General features: G+C 63.7%; 11 protein-coding genes. 3 read left to right on the forward strand and 8 right to left on the reverse strand.

The window, feature by feature from the left end; all coding sequences use genetic code 11:
- The first annotated feature begins 79 nt into the window (after positions 1-79).
- A complete protein-coding gene (locus GWE18_RS18245; protein ID WP_275187089.1) occupies positions 80-1594 on the forward strand; it encodes an acetyl-CoA acetyltransferase in 1515 nt (504 codons plus the stop codon).
- A 182-nt stretch (positions 1595-1776) separates the two neighbouring features.
- Here the strand turns inward: GWE18_RS18245 and GWE18_RS18250 are convergent, their stop codons facing one another.
- The 8 genes from GWE18_RS18250 to ltnD form a co-directional block, all read right to left on the reverse strand.
- Positions 1777-3519, reverse strand: coding sequence for a methyl-accepting chemotaxis protein (locus tag GWE18_RS18250; protein ID WP_275187090.1), 1743 nt, complete (start codon positions 3517-3519; stop codon positions 1777-1779).
- A 260-nt stretch (positions 3520-3779) separates the two neighbouring features.
- On the reverse strand, positions 3780-4748 hold the full coding sequence (locus GWE18_RS18255; RefSeq protein WP_275187091.1) for a helix-turn-helix domain-containing protein: 969 nt from the start codon (positions 4746-4748) through the stop codon (positions 3780-3782).
- A 433-nt stretch (positions 4749-5181) separates the two neighbouring features.
- On the reverse strand, positions 5182-6882 hold the full coding sequence (locus GWE18_RS18260) for a cache domain-containing protein (protein ID WP_275187092.1): 1701 nt from the start codon (positions 6880-6882) through the stop codon (positions 5182-5184).
- 368 nt (positions 6883-7250) lie between these two features.
- Positions 7251-9281 (reverse strand): methyl-accepting chemotaxis protein, encoded by a 2031-nt coding sequence (locus GWE18_RS18265; protein ID WP_275187093.1) that lies wholly within the window; start codon positions 9279-9281, stop codon positions 7251-7253.
- A gap of 215 nt (positions 9282-9496) precedes the next feature.
- Positions 9497-11188, reverse strand: coding sequence for a methyl-accepting chemotaxis protein (locus GWE18_RS18270; RefSeq protein ID WP_275187094.1), 1692 nt, complete (start codon positions 11186-11188; stop codon positions 9497-9499).
- A 185-nt stretch (positions 11189-11373) separates the two neighbouring features.
- Positions 11374-12651 carry a 3-oxo-tetronate kinase gene (otnK, locus tag GWE18_RS18275; RefSeq protein WP_275187095.1) on the reverse strand — a complete coding sequence of 426 codons (1278 nt, stop codon included), beginning with the start codon at positions 12649-12651 and terminating at the stop codon, positions 11374-11376.
- A complete protein-coding gene (otnI, locus tag GWE18_RS18280) occupies positions 12648-13430 on the reverse strand; it encodes a 2-oxo-tetronate isomerase (protein WP_275187096.1) in 783 nt (260 codons plus the stop codon). Before otnI ends, otnK begins: the two co-directional genes overlap by 4 nt.
- A 26-nt stretch (positions 13431-13456) precedes the next feature.
- Positions 13457-14371 (reverse strand): L-threonate dehydrogenase, encoded by a 915-nt coding sequence (gene ltnD / locus GWE18_RS18285; RefSeq protein ID WP_275187098.1) that lies wholly within the window; start codon positions 14369-14371, stop codon positions 13457-13459.
- A 129-nt stretch (positions 14372-14500) separates the two neighbouring features.
- Between ltnD and GWE18_RS18290 the strand changes: the two genes are divergently transcribed.
- Both GWE18_RS18290 and GWE18_RS18295 read left to right on the forward strand, forming a co-directional pair.
- Complete coding sequence (locus GWE18_RS18290; protein ID WP_275187099.1) at positions 14501-15163, forward strand: aldolase; 663 nt, start codon at positions 14501-14503, stop codon at positions 15161-15163.
- A 114-nt stretch (positions 15164-15277) separates the two neighbouring features.
- On the forward strand, positions 15278-15565 hold the full coding sequence (locus GWE18_RS18295) for a GIY-YIG nuclease family protein (RefSeq protein ID WP_275187100.1): 288 nt from the start codon (positions 15278-15280) through the stop codon (positions 15563-15565).
- Positions 15566-15927: the final 362 nt, after the last annotated feature.

Below are 15927 nucleotides of genomic sequence, written 5' to 3' on the forward strand. Positions count from 1 at the left end.
CGTTAGATGGTGGGCACGGCGCTGGCGCGCCTTTGCCCACCCTACGAGTTTGAATCTTGAGAAAGCGAAACAAGAAGAAATGTCCAGCACGCCCCTCCCCGAAGACCGCATTCCCGTCATCGTCGGCGTCGGCGAAATCGTCGACCGGCCCAAGGACATCGCCGATGGCCTCGAGCCGCTCGCGCTGCTCGAGGAGGCCGTGCGGCGCGCGGAGGCCGATAGCGGAGCAAAACTGCTCGGCTCGCTCGGCTCGCTCGACGTCGTCAATTTCCTGAGTTGGCGTTACCGCGATCCCGAGAAGCAGTTGGCCGTGCGGCTGGGCGCCAACCCGGCGCATTGCTATTACGGCCCGGTCGGCGGCGAGAGTCCGATCCGCTACATTCACGAAGCGGCCAAGCGCATCGCGCGCGGCGAATGCAGCGTGGCGGTTGTCTGCGGCGCGGAGGCGCAATCGACCGCGACCAAGGCCGAGCGCGGCGGGATCTCGCTGCCGTGGACGCCGTTCGCCCACGATGTCGAGGAGCCGAAGCGCGGCGCGGCGTTTCAGAAGCCGATGGCGGTGAAGCTCGGCGTATTCCGCCCCATTACGGTCTACCCGCTCTATGAATCCGCCACATCAGCGCATTGGGGCCAGACCCCGCGCGAGGCGCTCGCCGAATCCGGTGCGCTGTGGTCGACCTATTCGCGCGTCGCGTCAGAAAATCCGAACTCCTGGCTGAAGAAACGTTTTGAGCCGGACGAGATCACCACGCCGACGGCTGACAACCGGTTGATCGCCTGGCCCTACACAAAACTGATGGTGGCGAATCCGACCGTCAATATGGGCGGCGCCGTCCTGCTGACATCGCTGGCAAAAGCACGTGCGGCCGGCGTTCCCGAAGATCGCCTGGTCTACCCGATCGGCGGCGCCTCGGCCGAAGAGCCGCGCGACTATCTCGTCCGCGACCAGTTCTACGAAAGCCACCCGCAGAACGCGGTGCTGAAGGCGGTGATGGATCTCGTCGAGGGCGACGGCAAGAAGTTCGATGCGATCGAGCTTTATAGCTGCTTTCCCTGCGTGCCCAAGATGGCGCGGCGGACGCTCGGCCTCGGCCGCGACGTGCAGCCGACGGTAACTGGCGGCCTCACCTTCTTCGGCGCGCCGCTCAACACCTATATGACGCATGCGGCATGCGCGATGGTGCGAGCCTTGCGTGAGCGCGGCAAGCTCGGCCTGCTCTACGGCCAGGGCGGTTTCGTCACCAAGCATCACGGGCTGGTGTTGTCGCGCGCGGCGCCGAGGCAAGCGATCGCGCAGGACACCAGCGTGCAGACCGAGGCCGACCGCAACCGCCGCAAGGTGCCGGAGTTCGTCACGGAAGCTTCAGGCAAGGGCAAGGTCGAGAGCTTTACCGTGATCTACAAGGCCAAGGGCGACGTCGAGCACGGCGTGGTGATGCTGCGCACGGAAGCCGATCAACGGGCGCTGGCCCGCATCCCCGCTGCTGACGCAGCGACGCTGAAGCATTTGCTGAACATGGATCGGACACCGGTGGGAACCGTGGGCTCGATTGTTGCGGCAGACGACGGCGTGCTGGAGTGGCGCGTGGCGTAATACCTTCTTCCCCTCTCCCCTTGTGGGAGAGGGTGGATCAATCGCGCGCAAAGCGCGATTGAGACGGGTGAGGGGTCTGTCTCCGCGGATACAGACCCCTCATCCGCCTTGCCTTCAGGCACCTTCTCCCACAAGGGGAGAAGGGAAAGGAATTCTGCTTCTTCCTCGCCCCGAACCGGCGCTTACGCCGCCCGCACCGTATCCAGGAACTTGCTGACCTCCATCTTCAGGCGGTTGCTGTCGGCTGAGAGCGACTGTGCCGCCGAAAGCACCTGTGCGGAGGCAGAGCCGGTCTCGCCGGCGCCGCGCTGCACGTCGGTGATGTTGGAGGAGACCTGCTGGGTGCCCTCGGCCGCCTGCTGCACGTTGCGGGAGATTTCCTGCGTCGCCGCGCCCTGCTCTTCCACGGCGGCCGCGATGGTCGAGGCGATCTCGGCCAGCCTTTCGATGGTGCCGCTGATCTCCTTGATCGCGCCCACCGACTCCTGGGTGGCGCTCTGGATGCCTGATATCTGCTGGCCGATCTCGCCGGTGGCCTTCGCGGTCTGTTCGGCGAGCGCCTTCACCTCGGAAGCCACGACCGCAAAGCCGCGGCCGGCCTCGCCGGCGCGCGCCGCCTCGATGGTGGCGTTGAGCGCTAGCAGGTTGGTCTGGCCCGCGATGGTGTTGATGAGTTCGACGACGTCGCCGATGCGGCTCGCCGCCTTCGACAGTTCGCTGACCCGATCGTTGGTAATGCGCGCCTGGTCGACCGCCTCGCCGGCCATCCGCGCCGATTCCTGCACCTGCCGGCTGATCTCGTTGACGGAAGAGGAAAGCTCTTCCGTCGCCGAAGCAACCGATTGCACATTGGTGGACGCCTCTTCCGAGGCCGCAGCCACCATCGTGGTCACCTGCTGGGCGCGCTCGGCGGTTGCCGTCAGCGTACTGGCGGAGGCTTCGAGTTCGGTGGACGCCGACGATACGGTTTCGACGATCTCGCCAACCGCCGTCTCAAAGGAATCCGCCAGCCTGACCATGTCGGCCCTGCGCTGCTGGGCCGCGACCTGGTCCTGCTTGATCTTGGCTTCCGCCTCGTCGCGCGCCTTCTGTTCCGAGACGACCTTGAACTTCTCGACGGCGCCGGCGACTGCGCCGAGTTCATCGTGACGGCCGAGACCAGGCAGCACCACCGCGAAATTGCCGCCGGCGAGTTCCTCCATCGACACGCTCAGCGCGCGCATCGGACGGGCGATCGTGAAGTAGGAGAATATGCTGGTTCCGATCAGCAACAGCATCGTACCGATACCGACTGCCATGGACTCCCGTTCGGCGGCGGCCATTTCCCGAGTGGCCCGGGCCGCTTCCTGATCCACACCCTGCTTGGCCGACTCGGCGATCTGGTTGGCAAGAGATTCCAGTTCGGCCGCAATCGGCAGCGTCACTTCGCGGGCAATCCGGACCGCCTCTTCATTCAGTTTGGTGATCCGTGTGGCGGCGTCGGACCCGCCCGCCGCAGCCACGGCTTCACCGCGAACCGATGCGATCTGTTGGGCTGCTTTCGCATAGTCTGCTGCCCTGGCCTTGAGCTTCTCGGTGCGTGCGCGGGTTTCTCCGGGGTCAGACAATTGCAGCAGTTCGTCGGCAAAACGGTTCACCGATTTGAGCCGCGCCGCCAGATAGTCGTTGGCCTTCTGCAGATCTGCCGCATTGTTTGCGAGACGGAGATCACGGACGCCGGTCTGCATGCCGCGAATCGACGCCTTCGCGTCCACCCCATCTCGCGCGATCGTCTGCTGCGCCGACTTGCGCACATCCGCGTCGCGCATCGCCGCGTTGGCCCGCATCTGGCTGACCATCATCACGGCGACGAGCAGAACACCGAGGCCCGAGGCGATACCGAGCTTGGCGCCGATCGAGAGATTCAGAAGAAAACGGATCGACATGATGTGGGCGTCCTTGAAAGCAGCAGCGTCGGTGAAATCGCAGCGATGCCGTTGTTTCCCGCGCAGCGGGATCACGGTTGAAAAGCGCCGGGCCGGATAATCGGACGAGCCGGTTCGTTGCGAACGAAGGGCTCCTGCGGCGTCCTCGCCACAGAGCGACACTCATGCCGATAGGGTTTCATACGATGGTTAATCAGGGGCTAAGCGGAGAGACTTGGGGAAATCGTAGAACTACGGTATCGACGCTCGCTTCGCCGGTATCACGACTGACTGTCCGTATTGTTACGTGCCGCCGACAATGTCTGCTGCGGCGTTTCGCCGAACAGCTCGCGGTACATCGAGGTGAACTCGCCCATGTGCCAGAAGCCATTCACAAGCGCGACCGCCTTGACCGATTGCGGCGATTCTCCCCGCACCAGTTGCTGACGCACGTTCCAGAGGCGCCGCAGCCGCATATAGCGGTGCATGCTCATGCCGCGAATGGCAACCACGGCGTTATGCAGCGTCCTCACCGAGACTCCAAGCTGTCGCGCCACATCGGCGCTGTACAGCGTCTTGCCGGCGTTCACGGCAACGAACTCGTCGAGCTTTCGGACCAGCGCCAGATAATTGCTCAGGCTCAGGCGCCTGGCTTCGTGCGTGGGCGATGCCGCCGCCATCGCCAGATCGACCGCCTGCAGAATCGATTCCTCAACATGCTCGATCACGTTCGGCTGGGCGAACGTATCGGGCGAATGCGAAGCGAGCGTCAGGACATCGCCGACCATTGCCCGCAGCGCTTGGCATTTGTCAGGCAGTGTCACTATCAGTTGAGCGCTATCGGCATCGCCCGGCCAGCCTCGATCGTCGATCGAAGCGAAGTTCACAAGCGCCAGCAGATTGGCCCGCTGCTCCACGATCTCGCACGTCGCGGTACCCTTGACCAGGAGCAGGGCCGGCGCACGGGCCTCAACGCCGTCGATGATCAACGAAGCCGCATCGTCCATCGTGAAGCCGACGATCGCGCCGGTCGTGGAATAGTGCATCTGCAGAATTCGCGGAAACGTCCGCTGCAGATGGATCGAACAGGACTTCAGCTTCAACGAGGCGAACGAGGCGGCGAAGTTCTTGGCGTCGATCGGAATGCTCCTGGCCTCGCCCAGTCCTTCGATGCTCCGGAAACGATCAACGTCCAGAGATCGGCTAACCTTTACGAAGTCAGATTCAACTAGTTCATCAAGCAACGACACGCGGCGGTCATCCGAGCCGTCGGTAGCGATCGTCGCAACAACGAAAAAAAGCGCTAGCCGGGATTGAGAGGGATCATATGCGCAACTTGACCATGGCGGATGGGTGCCTCGATGCGCCCTGCCATCGAACGAAGCGTCTTCAGTCCTGCCGTCTTCATTGACGCAGAACACGTGGCATCAGATCTTCCCGATACACTTGCATCTTACCACTTTTTCCCGACTTCGGAAATCCGTTGGCTGCATTCGGCATCAGTTTCACTCAGGGCGATTGGTCGGCCCATGCCGCAATCGCAATCTTGCGATCTAGGGATGTCTCCCGCTCCTCGTGCAGCCGAATAGCAAGCTGCTTGCGGCGCTCGCGCTTCTGATTCGCGTCATGGATGATCGCGAAGCCGGCATGAGGAGCCGGCTTCGGACCGAAGAGTCACCATGATCAGGCCGCCCGCACCGAATCGAGGAACCTGCCGACTTCGACCTTGAGGCGGTTGCTGTCGCCCGACAGCGATTGCGCCGCCGCGAGCACCTGCGAAGACGCCGATCCGGTTTCGCTGGCGCCGCGCTGCACGTCGGTGATGTTGGAGGAGACCTGATGGGTACCGGTCGCTGCCTGCTGCACGTTGCGGGAGATTTCCTGCGTCGCGGCGCCCTGCTGTTCCACGGCCGCTGCGATGGTCGACGAAATCTCCGACAGCTTCTCGATGGTACCGCTGATCGCCTGGATCGCGTTCACGGATTCCTGGGTCGCCGCCTGGATGCCGGTGATCTGCTGGCCGATCTCGCCCGTGGCCTTTGCGGTCTGCTCGGCCAGCGCCTTTACCTCGGACGCCACGACCGCAAAGCCGCGGCCTGCCTCGCCGGCGCGCGCCGCCTCGATGGTGGCGTTGAGCGCAAGCAGGTTGGTCTGGCCCGCGATGGTGTTAATCAGCTCGACGACGTCGCCGATGCGGGTTGCCGCTTTCGATAGTTCGCTGACACGATCGGTGGTGGTACGGGCCTGGCCGACAGCGTCAGAAGCCATTCGCGCCGATTCCTGGACCTGGCGGCTGATCTCGGTGACGGACGACGCCATCTCTTCGGTGGCCGATGCGACCGACTGCACATTGGTCGAAGCTTCCTCGGAGGCCGCCGCGACCGTTGTCGCGAGTTCCTGCGCGCGTTCCGCGGTCGACGTCAGGGTGCCCGCCGAGACTTCGAGCTGGCTGGACGCCGACGATACCGCTTCGACGATCTGACCGACCGCCGCCTCGAAATCGTTGGCCATCTTGTTCATGTCCGCCTTGCGGCTCGCCACGGCGCGGCTCTCGGCCGCGCGTTGCTCGACCTCCAGCGACTGGCGGGCGACGGCGTTGCTCTTGAACACCTCGACGGCCTTGGCCATTTCGCCGACCTCGTCGCCGCGCCCGATGCCCGGCACCTCGACGTCGAGTTTGCCGTTGGCGAGGTCGTTCATGGTCTCGGTCATATGCTGCAGCGGTGCGGTGATGCTCCGCGCCACGAAGATCGACACTGCAAGCATGAACAGCAGGATCACGCCGGCAAAGATCAGGGAGCGCTGGGTCGATACCCAGGCCTGCGCCTTCAGGTCGTCGATGTAGACGCCGGTGCCGATGACCCAGTTCCAAGGCGCAAAACCGACCACATAGGACAGTTTCGGCTGCGGCTTGTCGAAGCCCGGCTTGGGCCACTCATAGGGAACGAAGCCTGAGCCGTCCTTTTTGACGGTATTTACGAAATCGACGAACAACAGATTGCCGTTCGGGTCCTTGTAGGTCGAGAGATCGTTGCCATTCATTTCCGGCCTGATCGGATGCATCACCATTTTCGGATGCATGTCGTTGATCCAGTAATAGTCGTTATTGCCGTAGCGAAGCGCGGCGATCCGCGCCATCGCCCGCTTCTGGGCGTCCGCCGCCGGAACGTCGCCCTTCTGCGCCGCGGCATGCTCTTCCTTGACGATGCCGAGCGCGAGTTCGCCGAGGTGTCGCAGTTCGATCTGCTTCTGCTGATTGAGGCTCGACGCCAGTTCGCGCGAGTCTAAAAAGGCGACGCCCAGGAGCCCGACGAAGCTGAGGCAGATGAGGGCATAGATCTTTCGGCCAACCGTCATCCTGGCCCGACGTACCATTGCAAACATGCTTGATCTCCACGCGACGACGGAGGTCGTCCATCCCATTGCGCGGAATCGTATAGGTCAGCCGCTTTCTTCCCGTTAATTTTGCAGTCAGTAAATCTACTGGGTTTTCGTTAACCAGAACCCTTCGGGCCGCCTCCGTGCCCCGGACGCAGCGCGGCACGAAGTGACGCGCTGCTGAGCCGGGGCCCAACTTCTGGGCTCGCATTGTGGGTCCCGGCTCTGCGGCGCATCGCCATAGCGCGTCGAAGACGCGCGTGAACGCGCTTATGGCGCTGCACCGCGTCCGGGACACGAGTGTCTCAAACGGCAGAAGGCCCGCCCCCTTCAATCAAGAGGGTGGGCCTTTTGGGTTGCGTTTTGTCGGCCGATTATGCCGCCCGCACCGAATTCAGGAACTTGCCGACCTCGCGCTTGAGGCGGCTTGAGTCTGATGACAGCGACTGCGCCGAGGAGAGCACTTGCGAGGAGGCCGTGCCGGTCTCGCCGGCGCCGCGCTGCACGTCGGTGATGTTGGCCGAGACCTGCTGGGTGCCCCGGGCCGCCTGCTGCACGTTGCGGGAGATTTCCTGGGTTGCGGCGCCCTGCTCTTCCACGGCGGCCGCAATGGTCGATGATATCTCCGACAACTTCTCGATGGTGCTGCTGATCGCCTGGATCGCGCCGACCGACTCCTCGGTCGCGGCCTGGATGCCGGTGATCTGCTGACCGATCTCGCCGGTCGCTTTCGAGGTTTGTTCCGCCAGCGCCTTCACTTCGGAAGCCACCACGGCGAAGCCGCGGCCGGCATCGCCGGCGCGCGCCGCCTCGATGGTGGCGTTGAGCGCCAGCAAATTGGTCTGTTCGGCGATGGTGTTGATGAGTTCGACCACCGCGCCGATGCGGGCCGCCGCCTTCGACAATTCGCTGACCCGGTCGTTGGTGGTGCGGGCCTGGTCGACGGCCTCGTTGGCCATCCGCGCCGATTCCTGAACCTGACGGCCGATTTCGGTGATGGACGACGCCATCTCCTCGGTGGAGGAGGCTACCGACTGCACATTGGTGGAGGCTTCCTCGGAAGCCGCGGCCACCATCGTGGTCAGCTCCTGGGCGCGCTCGGCGGTCGCCGTCAGCGTGCCGGCGGCGGATTCGAGTTCGGTAGATGCTGACGACACGGTCTCCACGATCTGGCCGACCGCACCTTCGAAATCGTCGGCGAGCTTGATCATTTCGGCCTTGCGCCGCTGCGCCGCGACCTGGTCCTGCTCGACCTTGGCCTCGGCTTCCTCACGCGCCTTTTGCTCGGCGTTCTCGCGAATGACGGTGACCGTCTTGGCGAGGTCGCCGATTTCGTCGCCGCGGCCGGCGCCGGGAATCTCGACATCGAGATCGCCGCCGGCCATCTTGCCCAACGCACCGTTCAGGCGCGTCATCGGACGTGCGACCCCGAGGAAGGAAAACACGACCGAGGCGATCAGCGACATGACGACGATGATCGCCATGATCAGATTGATGCGGTTGGCACGCTCGGTATCGGACATCACCGCGTCCTTGGAAACCTTCGCATCCTTCTGCGCACCCTCGACCGTCGCCTCCATCAGGCCGGCGACGTCAGCGGCAGCCTTGACGGTGCGGGTCGCGATGATTTCGCTCTTCGACTGCTCGGTCCTGACAGCCTCCTCATTGGCGGCCAGGAAGCGCTTCACGATCGAGGAAAGGTTGCTGACCACGACCAGCAAATCCCGGTCATCGGCTTCGCCACGCAGCTTGTTGAAAACATCCTTCAGCGAGGCCTCGGTCTTGGCCATCTCCGTGACCAGGTTGGCATCGCCGGTGGCGCCGAGCTTCCAGGCAGCCGCCCGCAGCGCGTTCACCTTGCCATCGGCCTGAAACAGCAAACGCTCGATCTCGAGACGGTTGTCCAGCTTCGCCATGGCCGGCAACTTCATCTGAGTATCGACCGACTTGTTCCATTCTTCGGAAATGACCGACCGCTTCTCGATCTGCGCCAGCAGCGTCGTCTGCGCCTTCGCGAGATCTTCCACTGCCGCGGCAAAGCCTTCCATCAAGGCCTTGGTCTTCTGGAGCTGTTCTTTGGCTTCCGGCCGCTGCGCCATTGCCAGCGCCGCCTCCAGCTCCTTTGCCGCGCTCGCCTTGTGGTGCTGCAAATCGGCAAGGGCCTTTTCGACTTCCGCCGGAGTTCTCGCCAGGCGGACATCGCCGGCGGCAAGCTGAATCTTGCGCAGGTCGATATGCGCGGCGAGCGCATTACCCGCCACCTGCTGCGATCGGGCGGCGCGCTCGCTGGATTCCTCGATCTTCGATTCGGTGACCATCTGGTTGGCCACCATGCCGATCGCCAGCAAGACGCCGACCGCCCCGGCCAAGCCGAGTTTGTTTCCGATACGGTTGAGCTTGATCATGACGACGACCCCAAATTTTTCTGAAGCGGAATTTGCAACGGAACCGGCAACCTGCGCATGCAAATCCCGAAGATGCGGGCCAGCGTAGCGGCGACCGGTTAATTTCCGCTTGCGCGAAACTACGGAAAACCCAATCGGGTTGTAGCGCCATCGACTTCGCGCCAGGCGCGAAAAGGCGCGGCCTTTTCGGGAGCCGGCCTGCCGGCGGCCGGTTGTCAGGCTGCCCGAACCGACTCCAGAAACTTGCCGACCTCGAGCCTGAGGCGCTTGCTGTCGCCCGACAGCGACCGCGCCGCCGACAGCACCTGTGACGAGGCGGCGCCGGTTTCGCCGGCCCCGCGCTGCACATCGGTGACGTTGGCGGAAACCTGCTGGGTGCCCTCGGCCGCCTGCTGCACGTTGCGGGAGATTTCCTGCGTCGCTGCGCCCTGCTCTTCCACGGCGGCCGCGATGGTCGAGGCGATCTCGGCCAGCCTTTCAATGGTGCCGCTGATCTCCTTGATCGCATTCACCGACTCCTGGGTCGCGCCCTGGATGCCCGTGATCTGCTGGCTGATCTCGCCGGTGGCTTTTGCGGTCTGCTCGGCCAGCGCCTTCACCTCGGAGGCCACCACGGCAAAGCCGCGGCCGGCCTCGCCGGCGCGCGCCGCCTCGATGGTGGCGTTGAGCGCCAGCAGATTGGTCTGGCCCGCGATGGTGTTGATGAGTTCCACCACGTCGCCGATCCGGCTCGCCGCCTTGGACAATTGGCTGACGCGATCGTTGGTGACGCGGGCCTGACCGACCGCGTCCGTCGCCATCCGCGCCGATTCCTGCACCTGGCGGCCGATCTCGCCGACCGAGGTGGAAAGCTCTTCGGTCGCAGACGCCACCGACTGCACGTTGGTGGAGGCTTCTTCGGAGGCCGAGGCCACAGCCGTGGTCAGGGCCTGCGAGCGTTCGGCAGTCGCCGACAGCATGCCGGCCGAAGCTTCGAGCTGGGTCGACGCCGACGACACCGTCTGCACGATCTCGCCGATTACGTTTTCGAAGTTACGGGTGATGCCGTCGACCCGCCGGCCGCGCTCGATCTTGGCTTCGGCGTCGGCGGCTGCGGCGGCATCCGCTGCCTTCTTGGCAATCAAAGCCTGCTTGAATACCTGCAAGGTGTCCGCCATCGCGCCGATTTCCGTCTTCTCGCCCTGATGCGGCACATCCGCGCTCAAGTCGCCGTTGCCCAGCGCCTGCATCGGGGTCACGATCGAGGCGATGCCATCAGATACGTCGTGAACCAGATAATAGCTGACGGCGATGCCAATGAGCACGGCCGCGCAGAGGATCACGGCCAGCATGATCAAGGCGGAAGCGTAACTGTCGGCCGCGTCCTGTGCCGCCTTGTCGGCGCCTGTGTTGTTGAGGTCGATACTTTTCTTCAGGACGGCATCGGCCTGGAGCCCGATCTTGTTCACGGTCGTTGCATTCAGGTCGTTGGCTTCAGTGGGAATCTGGCCGACCGCATTGCGGGACAGTTCCATGACTTCCTGGGTGCCCCTGCGGTATTTATCCCAGAGCTGCGCCCACTCGCTATACAGCGCGCGCTCTTCCGCCGACGTAATCAGCGGCTCGTAGGCCGCGCGGATCTTGGTGTTGGCCTCGATCACGGCAGCCAGGGTCTTTTCCGTCGCCAGCTTTTCTTCCAGCGTCTCAGACAGCATGTGCTCGCGGATCACGTTGCGATAGGTGATGACGCCGGCGCGCAAATCACCCAGCACGCGAACGCTCGGCATCCAGCTTGTCGCGATGTCCACCGTGTTGGCGTTGATGGCCCGCATGTTCCGGACCGCGAGCAGGCCCATGCCCGTCATGGCGGCGAGCAGGAAGGCGACCACGACGATGATCTTGGTGCGGATGGAGTACCTGGCGAACATGGCTGGAATCTCTTGGTCTTGGGCGCGCGGGGGAGCACGCCGGATGGCGGCAAGGCGGGAAGACTGGAAGACGGAGAATGCCTCGCCGACATCAAACCTGATGCGTCCTCAGGTTGAGTTAACGCGCGTTGGCAAAAATACCGACGCGAGCCGACCTCACCGGGACATAAACGCCGTTGTGGCGATCAGCGCATCAGCTTCAGCGCATCGGAAAAAAACTCGGGCCCGCCGAAATTGCCCGATTTCAGGGCAAGCAACATCTCGCCGCTGTCGGCGCCAACCGCGCTCAAAACCGGCACTCCTGCAGCGATTTCTGCGCCTACCAGGAATCCGGGAATGTGCAGGCGATCGACGACGGCGCCTGAAGTTTCACCGCCTGCGACCACCAATCGCCGCACGCCTGAGCGCACCAAGCCTTCCGCAATATCGGCCATCGCCTGCTCGATGGCATGCCCGGCTGCATCGCGGCCATGCCTAGATTGCAGAGCTGCGACCTGATCCGGCGTCGAGCTGCTGGCGATCAGAATCGGGCCGTCGCTGATTCGGTCGCTCGCCCAGGCCAGCGCGCGACGTGCCTCGGTAGGGCCCGCGATGATCTGTTCGGGATCGAGGTGCAGGACGGCCATGGTCTTTTCGGCATTGGCGATCTGCGCCAGCGTCGCCTGCGAACAGCTCCCCGCCAGGCACGCCGCCGGCCCGCCGACCGGCGCCCCGGACGCCGCACCTGCGGAAGCCGGTTTGACCTTTCCGGAGGCCACCAGCGCCCGGGCGAGACCGAGGCCGATCCCGGACGCGCCGACCGACAGGCGATGATCCAGCGCGACGGTGCCGATGGTTTCGAGATCGCGGTCGAACACGGCATCGATGATCGCAGCGCCGATGTTCTTTGCCGAGAGATCGGCAAGACGTTCGCGAACCGCATCCGCGCCGCGCGAAAGCGTGGCGAGATCCACCAGCCCGACCTTGGTCTGGCTCTGGCGCGCCAGCACCCGCACCAGGTTGGAATCGTGCATCGGGTTGAGCGGGTGATCCTTCAGCGGGCTCTCGTTCAGCGGCACGCTGCCCACGAACAAATTGCCCTGGTAGACGGTGCGGCCGGTTTCCGGAAAGGCCGGGGTCACCAGCACGATGGTCTCGCCCGAGTCGGCGCGCAGCGCATCCATCACCGGGCCGATATTTCCGGCATCCGTGGAATCGAAGGTCGAGCAGATCTTGAACAGCACGTGACCTGCGCCGCGGCCGCGCAGCCATTTCTCCGCAGCACGCGAACGCGTCACGGCGAGGCCAGCCTCGATCGAGCGGCTCTTGAGCGACACCACGACCGCATCGACCTCGGGCAGTGCCAGATCGTCCGATGGCACGCCGATGGTCTGCACCGTGCGCAGGCCGCAGCGGGTCAGCGTGTTGGCGAGATCGGAGGCGCCGGTGTAGTCGTCGGCGATGCAGCCCAAAGACAATTTCACGGTTTCACTCCGGCATAGGGTTTGAACCAGGCAAGCCCCTCGGTGGTCTTGCCGCGCGGGTTATATTCGCAGCCGACGAAGCCGCCATAGCCAAGCCGGTCGAGCTCGGTGAACAGGAACGGATAGTTCAGCTCCTCACCGTCAGGCTCGTTGCGCGAGGGGATGCTGGCGATCTGGACATGGCCTGTGATCGGCATCATCTCGCGCAGCCGCATGGTGACGTCGCCGTGGATGATCTGGCAGTGGTAGATGTCGAACTGCAGCTTCAGGTTCGGGATCTTCAATTCGGTAATCAGGTCGCGCGCGAAGTTAAAATCGTTGAGGAAGTAGCCTGGCACGTTGCGCGCGTTGATCGGCTCGATCACGACGTCGAGACCGTGAGGCGCATAGAATTCGGCCGCCCACGTCACCGATTTATAAAACTGCTCGACGGCTTTCGGTTCGCTCCGGTTGGCGATGCCGGCCATCAGATGCAGCCGCTTGACGCCGGTCGCCTGTGCGTAAGGAAGCGCCGTCTCAAGGCTGCGCTTCAGATCGTCAAAACGCTCCGGCAGCGCGGCAAAGCCTTTTTCACCTGCGTCCCAATTGCCCGGCGGGAGATTGAACAGCGCCTGCGTCAGGCCGTTCTTCTTCAACCTTTCGCCGACGGCCTCCGCGGGATGATCGTAGGGAAACAAAAATTCAACCGCGGCAAAGCCCGCTTTCGCCGCCGCCGCGAAGCGGTCGAGGAACGGGACTTCGGTGAACATCATGGAGAGATTGGCGGCAAAGCGCGGCATCGGCGGTCCTCTTCTTGATCCTGGCTCTATTTCGGCTCGCCCGGCAGATGCGTGCCGGTGACGCGGGCATACATCCGCGCCACCGAGGCGTCGTCGTCGCGGCCCATGCCTGATGCGGCCGTCATCAGAAACATCTGCAGCGCAGCAGCCGCAACCGGCACCGGGAATTTCTGAGAGCGCGCCATGTCCTGGATAATGCCGAGGTCTTTGACGAAAATCTCGACCGCGCTGCGCGGCGCATAGTCGCCGTCGAGCACATGCGGCACGCGGTTTTCAAACATCCAGGAATTGCCGGCAGAGGCCGTGATCACCTCGTAGACCTTTCGGATGTCGAGACCCTGCTTGGCGGCAAACGCGATCGCCTCCGACGCGGCGGCGATGTGCACGCCCGCGAGCAACTGGTTGATCATCTTGAAGGCGGCGCCCTGGCCGGCGGCGTCGCCGAGTTCGTAAAGCTTTGCGGCCATGGCATCGAGCGCCGGGCGCGCTTTGGCAAAGGCCGCCGGACTGCCGGATGCCAGGATCGTGAGTTCGCCCTGCGCCGCGCGCTGTGCGCCGCCTGAAATCGGCGCGTCGAGGTAGTGCCGCCCGGTTCCCTCCAACTGCTTGGCGAGCCGGCGCGCGACGTCGGGGTCCATGGTGGCAGAGGAGATAAACACCGCGCCCTTCCCCAAGGTTTCGGCGACGCCATTGGGGCCGAACAAAATGGTCTCGGTTTGGGCTGCGTTGACGACCACGCTGACGACGATGTCGGCGGATTTCGCGGCTTCCGCCGGCGTCCCGGCGCCCTTGCCACCGTCAGCCACAAACCGCGCCACGGTATCCGCCGAGACGTCGCAGCCGGTGACTTCGAGGCCGGCGCGGCGCAGCGAGGTCGCCATGCCGAACCCCATCGAGCCCAGCCCGATGACGGCAACACGCGGTTTGGCGGATTCTGGCATGCGGCGGTCCCTCAAATGGTTTCATTTTAGCCGCGATCTGGCCGGCGGCTTTGCCTCTGGGTATCACGGCTTGGCCGCGCTGCCAAAGCGTGGGACAAGACAAAAAAGGGATGCCGCCGGAATACTGACATGAGCGAAACCAGGATCCGTGAGGAAATCTGCCGCCTCGGCCGCTCGCTGTTCGAGCGCGGGCTGACGCCGGGCTCCTCGGGCAATATCAGCGTGAAACTCGACGATGGCGGCTGGCTGGTGACGCCGACCAATGCCTCGCTGGGCTCGCTCGATCCGGCGCGGATGTCCCGGCTTGGCCCCGACGGACGGCTGACGTCCGGCGATGCACCGACCAAGGAAGTCCCGCTGCACACCGCGCTCTACCAGACCCGTAGCGCCGCGCGCGCCGTGGTGCATCTGCATTCGACTCACTCGGTGGCATTGTCGATGCTGCCGGAGATCGACCCCCGCGCCGCGCTGCCGCCGATGACGCCTTATTATCTGATGAAATGCGGCCACACCGCGCTCTTGCCCTACTACCGCCCCGGCGATCCCGCGGTCGCCGACGCCATCAAGGGGCTGGCCGGGAAATACTCATCCGTGCTGCTCGCCAATCATGGGCCGGTGGTATCGGGCGACACGCTGGAGGCTGCGGTGTTCGCGATGGAGGAGCTGGAGGAGACGGCGAAATTGTATTTGCTGCTGCGCGGACTGAATCCGCGGTATCTGTCGCCGGCGCAGGTGAAGGATTTGACGAAGGTGTTTGGGCTAACGCTGCCGGAGCATGACGAGCATACATAGCGATTATGCCAAACTCTCTCCACGTCATTGCGAGCGAAGCGAAGCAATCCAGGGGCCACGGGAAGACTGATTGCTTCAGCGCTAGCGCCCCCACAATGACGGCGGAGAGATCGGATGAAACAGCCCTGCGTCTACATCATGGCGAGCCGCCGCAACGGGACACTCTATACCGGCGTGACAAGCAACCTGCCGAAACGGGCTTTTGAACATCGCGAAGGCTTGGTTGCGGGGTTTTCAAAGAAGCACGCGTGCAAGATTCTGGTTTGGTACGAGCTTCACGGCAGCATGATCGAGGCCATCACTCGCGAAAAACAAATCAAGGCAGGCAGCCGCGCCAAGAAGCTGGCGCTGATTGAGGGTCATAACCCCAGTTGGAAGGATCTTTACGGCGATCTCATTTGAGTTCGTCATTTCGCGGAGCATGGTCGACGTGCCCCCAGACCGTCTCCGCGGTGAAATTTCTGGATTGCTTCGCTTCGCTCGCAATGACGCGGAGAGAGCTTACTGTCTCCGCTCTACCGCAATTAGAGCCTCAGCAGCCGTAGCCCGGATGAGCGAGGCGACATCCGGGGTTTCTGTCGCCGGACCAAGTGAAGGATTTGACTGACATGTTCGGGCCCCGCCGGAGCATGGGGAGCACACATTAGCGATTATATGCCAAGCTCTCTCCACGTCATTGCGAGCGAAGCGAAGCAATTCAGGGGCCACGGAAAGACTGATTGCTTCGGTGTTCCAACGCCATTTCGCGGAGCATGGTCAACGAT

The sequence above is a fragment of the Bradyrhizobium sp. CSA112 genome (assembly GCF_029051645.1).
Taxonomy (GTDB): domain Bacteria; phylum Pseudomonadota; class Alphaproteobacteria; order Rhizobiales; family Xanthobacteraceae; genus Bradyrhizobium.